This window comes from Pseudomonas sp. RW3S2 (assembly GCF_014268955.1).
Taxonomy (GTDB): Bacteria; Pseudomonadota; Gammaproteobacteria; order Pseudomonadales; family Pseudomonadaceae; genus Aquipseudomonas; species Aquipseudomonas wayambapalatensis.
The window spans coordinates 1-240 of the sequence record NZ_JABWRM010000058.1 but is presented as its reverse complement, the minus strand read 5'-3'; the positions used below and the strand labels follow the sequence as shown (position 1 = coordinate 240).

General features: G+C 51.2%; 1 rRNA gene. It reads right to left on the bottom strand.

Going from position 1 to position 240, the window contains the following annotated elements:
• Positions 1–71 (bottom strand): 5S ribosomal RNA (gene rrf / locus HU748_RS26205); the annotation flags it as partial.
• Positions 72–240 lie beyond the last annotated feature (169 nt).

Below are 240 nucleotides of genomic sequence, written 5' to 3'. Positions count from 1 at the left end.
TCGGCGATGCATCGTTTCACTGCTGAGTTCGGGATGGGATCAGGTGGTTCCAATGCTCTATGGTCGTCAAGAAATTCTGTGTGCTGGCCCGTCTCAAGGACGTGCCTGCGAATCTCTGTAGTCTCTACTTAAAGACAAAACCCCTACCTGCTCGCGCAGATAAGGGTTTTGCGAAATGAATCTTGACGATGACCTACTCTCACATGGGGAAACCCCACACTACCATCGGCGATGCATCGT